A 5,697-nucleotide genomic window follows, 5' to 3' on the forward strand; every position below is an offset into this window, starting at 1 on the left:
CTTAGCGGTCGGAGCCGGGTAGTTTACGTTTTCTCCTCACTATGGCACGTCCTTCTTCTCGGCAAAGGCTGCTGAATGCGGCTCGGGAGCTGTTCGTTCGTCAGGGCATCACCCAGACCACCACCCGTCAAATTGCGGATTTGGCCGGAGTGAATGAGGTCACCCTGTTTCGGCACTTCGGCACCAAGCAAGGGTTACTCCTGGCCGTATTTGGGGAGCTGGGGGTCTTTTCCGGCATAGCCGATCTGCCCCTGAAGGCGGATCCCGCCCCCTCTCAAGGTTCTGGGTTGCAAGCCATTCTCCTGCGCTATGTCCACACCTGTTTTCGGGCTTTGGCCGATAATCCTGAACTGGTGCGCTCCCTGGTGGGAGAGGCCGGTCTTTATTCTGAGGAACATCGTCGCGCCTTGCGGCTGGGTTTTTCTCAGGCCCAAGAACAACTGACAGAGTATTTGCGGCGATTTCCCAACTCTGAGTTGCAATCTGTCGAGCCAGATCGCCTTTATGCAGCCGTTGGGGTTTTGCATGTAATGATTTTGGGAGCAGCAATGTTGGCGGTAACTGCCGAGTTGCCTTCCGTTGGCGCCGACGGAACCGAGCCCTCTGTTGAGGGGCAGCTATCGGATGAAAAATCTAAAAAATCAGAGAAAGGCGCCGAAACCGCCAGGATCCCCCCCCTTCTGCAAGCCTGCGTGGAGCTGTGGATGGCAGGCGTGACCAGAATGACAGAACCTACGCCGTAGCGCAGCCACCCACAATTGGACAAGGCTCTCCAAGTGCCCTAGGTGGGCATGCGATACAGCTTCTCCCAACGACACACTGACTACGGCCAATAAATAGCCCCAGACCACAGGGATCCCGGCAACCTGCAGAACTCCCGTGAGCTCGGAACAAACTCTCTCTGTGTGCAAATAGATGTGCAAACAGGTAGATGTGCAAGTAGAAAAGAGAGGAGGTTGTAAGCCGGGTTCTGTAGTGCAGAGTTGCACTGGCGATCATCTATCTGGGAGTGATGTTACCATCACCCTCTAGCGGCTCACCACCATCGAGAGCACCCTTCCCCGCTTTGGGTACCGTGATCTCGATGCAGCCAACAGGGGCGAAGAACAGCCATGATCCTGCGGCTGCGGCCTTGCTTTCCACCGGGGTTTACCGAGCCAACGCCTCACGACGTTGCTGGTGGGCTCTTACCCCACCTTTGCACCCTTACCTGTGCTGGGATCCCAGCCATCGGCGGTATGTTTCTGTGGCACTATCCTCGCGGTTACCCGCACTGGGCTTTCCCCAGCGGTGTGTTCTTCTGAAAGCCCGGACTTTCCTCATCCCGCTGTCTGGTGGCGACAGCAAGGACGCGATCGCCTGCCCCTCCTCTCTCTTCAGCTCGATCCTACTGCATCTTCCAAACCTAGAAAATCCCGGAAATCGGTACAAACTCCACTTGATCGGGAATGTTGGGGGCCAGGTGTAAGATTTGCCGGTTCAAATCCATCACCACAGCCGCCACGCTTTCGGTGCGATCCCAGACGGGCAGATGGGGATCCGGATAGCGGCAGATGCAGTGGGGGGCATTCGTCCGGTCTTGTAGGATTTTTTGAAGAGCGACCGCGTCTAGGGTTCCCGTTTGAGCGCTCTGGCGAAGCAAATGATAGGCCCGTTCTAGCCTTGTGGAGGATCCTATATGGGGGGGCAGCTCATCTTCTCGCAAGGCCGGATCCAGGAAATGATTGGTGTGGGCGAGGATCCCTCCTTGAGGGAGATGCAGGCCAATTCCTCGTGGACTGATTTCAAAGCTGATTGCACTAGCGGGCTGTAGGCCTGTCGCCTGTTCTGTAATACCGGCAACGCTGACACAAGAGGAGGCGGTGTAAGGATAGGATCTCACCCTCTCCACAGCTTGCTGCCACTCCTCACACTCCAACAACAAGCGCAATAGCAAATGCACCGGCATTCCCTCGGTTTGCCCATCTAGGGTAGAGCGCAAGAGGTTGAGGGCCACGGCCAACCCTGCTCGGTTGAGGCCGATTTTGGCCAGGATCCCAGCTTCGGTCAGGGTGAGGTAGGCAGGGTGGTTATCGGAGTGAACGCGCAACAGCACACAGGCCCTGCGCTGCTCCCCGATCCAATCCCAGGTTTGGGCCAGATAGGTGTGGTGGGTGGAGGTAACCTGGGGCAAGGCCGCTAGGGTAGTACATTCTCCCCCATCTGACTTGGCTGGGTTTGGATCGATGAGTTTCTCCATTGCCTTGCATTCATGAGCAGGATCCGCTGGGTGCTGGGGTACTCCGTTTTGGAGATTGTGTTCCAGAGCAGCGGCGCAGTCGGGATGGGATCCACCGACAACCGATCTGGATAAAATCTCGGTGCGCAAATTGAGGGCCAGAATCTCGGTGAAACGAAAGCCACTCCCCGCAGCAATGCCTTGGATTTCTTCCAGCAGGTGGGGCACGTGGCGCTCTAGCCAGGGCAGGGATCCCTCTGCTTGGGTCTGGGCCTGCTGCCAGGTGAGACCACAGCGGTAGGCAAATTGGCGGGCGTAGCTGGCAATGCTGTGGCGAATGAGGGGAGCCGCCTGGGATCCATACTGTTGGCCTCGTTGTTGGGGATCCCCCTGCAGATGAAGAATGGGGAACATGGTGCTGGTTTGCCCGTGACCTCAATAGGTGGGCAGGGAGGGATCCACCTCACAAGCCCAAGCGTGAATGCCGCCGCTGATGTTATGAACCTGAGTGAACCCGTTGGCCTGTAACCACCGGCTCATCTGAGCAGAGCGGAGGCCATGATGACAGAGCACAAAAGTTGGCTGATCTGGATCCAGCTCTGTGAGGATCCGTTCCCTCCATTCCTCGTACCGGCTCAAGGGGTAGTTGCGAAAGCCCAGGGCATTTAAATTCACCAGCTCCAGCTCTGCCGGTTCCCGCACATCGATCAATTGCAGAGGCCCAGCCTCGGGATCCCGTAGGTGTTGGGCCATCTGTTGCGGCGTAATGGAACGGATGGAAGAGGACATCAATCGACTCAAGCCTACACGGATCCCCTCTCAAGATACACCGGCTCAGCGGCTGCCCTGAGACTGCCCGCAAAGGTTAAGATGTCACCCTGATTTGGGCTTAGCCTGGGTATGGCTGTGCAACGCTTTTTGATCGACACGGATACGGCGGGAGATGATGTTACCTCGCTGCTCTTTGGGCTGCTCTGGCCCAACAGCATCCTACAGGGCTGCCCGCCGGGGTGAGTTTCATTCGAGATCCCTTTGCGGAAGTGCCCAAACCCGCCGATTATGCCAGCATCTGCAGCGGAGATACCCGTCCGCTGTTCTTTATCGGTGTGGATGCTAACCAAAACTACCTGGGGGATACCGATAACAACCCTGCCACCCTCAACCACGGTCTCACCTCGATGCTGAAGCGGGTGGATATGGCCACCTATGAAGTGATTCGCAGCGTGGTGGAAGGCAACTTTAAGGCAACTTTGTCGGCGGCATTCAAACCTTTGGCCTGGAGAACGAGGGTGTGGGCTATGCCCTGGATGAATACAACCAAGCCTTGCTCTCAGCGGATTTGGTGGCTGCTGTGGAAGCGGTGAAGCAAGACATCCTCGCCGGAACCCTCGAAGTACCTGAAGAGCGCTAGATTTTTGAGATTTTTGTTGCCGATTGATTGCGGATCCCTGGCGAAGCCTTGACTAAACAGAGGATCCATCAGAGGATGCTTTTGCTGAGGGCATTGGATCGCAACTTGGCCACCTGCACTTTGACCTCGTGGCAGTTGCTTGTTGTTCTTGTTTGTTGCTGTAACAACCTTAACCGCTAAGCGCTTGTAAGGAGCTTTCCACCTATGCTTGGCCAAGTATCCAAGTCTGGTTGGGGGATCTGTTCAGCCTTGCTGCCTCTGTTGGCAGGGATCGCTTTCGGCTGTGGAGGAGGCACAGGCAACTCTCCCCCTCTGCCGTCGCCAGGTAGTGGATCTGTCGTCCTGCAAGTGGATCCGGCCAGGGGCCCCTTTACCAAGGTGGCTGATGCCGTTGCAGAAGCGCAGCGGCTGCAAAATGCCACAGCAGGACTAGAGGTGCTGATCCAGATTTTGGGGGCGGGCAAGGAGAGACTGGAGAAGAACCTCGCCCTGGATGGAGGTGACGGCACCAATGGCGGGCGGATTCGGATTACCAGCTCTGCTGCCTACGAGATCCTAGCGGGGTTGTTCGATGTGGTTGTAGCCAGCCAAACTAGCCTGCAAGGGGTAGAGGTCGTGTTGGAAGGTGGAAAGATTCAGGTCAACGGTGGCACCTTTCAGCCGAGCAAGGTCACCCTCAACGACCCTCGCTCCAACATCTTGGTCAACGGCAATGCTGCGGTTCTAGAGGGAGCCTTGAACCAATTGGCCGAGATTTTGTGCCAGCAATTTTTGGATCCCTGTGTGCAGATCTCCGGAAACAGTCGAGTCAGCGGCATTTCGTCAATCGTTAGCAAAACAGGCGGGGTGGGCATAGGCACAACACCAGGAAGTAACCCAACCCTCGAGAACAACACGATTCTCTTACAAGCTTTAGGGACTTTGGCTGTTCGCTACAGCGACAACTCCGGCGGGATCTTCCGCAACAACCAAATCGAAGGGGATCCACCCACGGCTGGAGCCGGCTTGGTACTGCAGGCGCGGCAAGCAGGTACGAGTGGCACTACCGGGATTCAGCTGGATGGGGCAGGCTCAATTCCATCCATTCAATCCAACAGGATCGGCGTGGGTGGGATAGCCGGGAGCGTCGGCATTCGCATCTTGCAAGGAACACAAGCCCGTACCCTTTCTGGAAATACATTTCTGGCTCGGGGCGAGGGCAGAGGGATAGCAATTCAAGCGGCCCCCGGCACCCCAGATGTGGTGATTGCAGCCTACCTAGCCGGCAATGCCTTCCAGGGGAACTTTGCTGAGAGAGTTGCTGTGGGACTCTTCACACCCACACCTGAGCCAACGCCTTCTCCCACCCCGACACCTACACCCGTGCCCACACTTAGGCCGACGCCTCCTTCCACCCCGACGCCTACACCCACGCCCATACCTTCTGGCCCAAGGATCACAATCCCTAGCTTACCTGCAGCTGCAACGGTAACTATTACTCAGGCAGACGGCACAGTTATTGCCACTTCCACATCGGTGTCTGGGGATGTCGTCACCTTCCCGGCTCCGTTTATCCTTCCCTTTGGCGGTCAGGTTCGTATCACCCCTGCTGTCCCTTCCCCAGCGCCCATCACAGTGGGAACCATCACCCTTAGCACCTTCGACAACACAACTAACCCTGGCAGCACGACTTATTTCAACCTTGGACCTAGCATTCCCGTAAACTAGCTTTTGTCTGTGTTTAGGCGATTGGTTTTCCTTTGGCTCAAGGTTGCTCAAGCGTGGAAGGCTACCCTTTTGAAATGTGAGGATGCTATGGGTATTTCTGCCGTTTCTTCCCCTGGAGACTTAGCAGTTGCCCTGCCGCCGGGTTTTGATGTCCCTTTGGGTACCTACCATATGGGTGACCCTGCCTTTCGGTTTCCCTGAAGGGGGGTTGGCAAACCTTGCAAGCAGCTTTGGCTCTTAATTTCGTTTTCTTGTTAGAGATTTGCGATGGCTACCTACAACCCTAGTTGCAGCCAGCGTTCTTCGCTAGCCTCCGTGCTTCTAGCCTCCTTCCTAGGTCGTGTTGATCTTATGTTAGGAT

At 56.3% G+C, this 5,697-nt stretch carries 5 protein-coding genes and 1 other RNA gene; 3 read left to right on the plus strand and 3 right to left on the minus strand.

Going from position 1 to position 5,697, the window contains the following annotated elements; translation table 11 throughout:
* Positions 1 to 41 precede the first annotated feature (41 nt).
* The gene (locus tag NW815_RS09615; protein WP_414389212.1) at positions 42 to 743 is read left to right on the plus strand and encodes a TetR/AcrR family transcriptional regulator; all 702 of its coding nucleotides are present in this window, start codon (positions 42 to 44) and stop codon (positions 741 to 743) included.
* Between the two features lie 200 nt (positions 744 to 943).
* Here the strand turns inward: NW815_RS09615 and rnpB are convergent.
* From rnpB to NW815_RS09630, 3 genes are all read right to left on the minus strand, one after another.
* Positions 944 to 1,373: RNase P RNA component class A (gene rnpB, locus NW815_RS09620), an RNA gene on the minus strand.
* 32 nt (positions 1,374 to 1,405) lie between these two features.
* Entirely contained in the window at positions 1,406 to 2,632 is a 1,227-nt protein-coding gene (locus tag NW815_RS09625) for a C45 family autoproteolytic acyltransferase/hydolase (RefSeq protein WP_414389213.1), read from the minus strand.
* 21 nt (positions 2,633 to 2,653) lie between these two features.
* Entirely contained in the window at positions 2,654 to 3,007 is a 354-nt protein-coding gene (locus NW815_RS09630; RefSeq protein WP_414389214.1) for a rhodanese-like domain-containing protein, read from the minus strand.
* A gap of 221 nt (positions 3,008 to 3,228) precedes the next feature.
* Between NW815_RS09630 and NW815_RS09635 the strand changes: the two genes are divergently transcribed.
* Together NW815_RS09635 and NW815_RS09640 are read left to right on the plus strand one after the other, a co-directional pair.
* Positions 3,229 to 3,582, plus strand: a complete 354-nt coding sequence (locus NW815_RS09635; protein WP_049749562.1) for a hypothetical protein — start codon at positions 3,229 to 3,231, stop codon at positions 3,580 to 3,582.
* 296 nt (positions 3,583 to 3,878) lie between these two features.
* Positions 3,879 to 5,336: a right-handed parallel beta-helix repeat-containing protein gene (locus NW815_RS09640; protein ID WP_414389215.1), complete on the plus strand. Its 1,458-nt coding sequence runs from the start codon at positions 3,879 to 3,881 to the stop codon at positions 5,334 to 5,336.
* Positions 5,337 to 5,697: the final 361 nt, after the last annotated feature.

Source organism: Synechococcus sp. R6-7, assembly GCF_047461695.1.
Taxonomy (GTDB): Bacteria; Cyanobacteriota; Cyanobacteriia; order Thermostichales; family Thermostichaceae; genus Thermostichus.

Coding starts and splice junctions, on each gene's coding strand:
- NW815_RS09615 (WP_414389212.1), top strand. CDS start 42: ATGGCACGTCCTTCTTCTCGGCAAAGGCTGCTGAATGCGGCTCGGGAG.
- NW815_RS09625 (WP_414389213.1), bottom strand. CDS start 2,632: ATGTTCCCCATTCTTCATCTGCAGGGGGATCCCCAACAACGAGGCCAA.
- NW815_RS09630 (WP_414389214.1), bottom strand. CDS start 3,007: ATGTCCTCTTCCATCCGTTCCATTACGCCGCAACAGATGGCCCAACAC.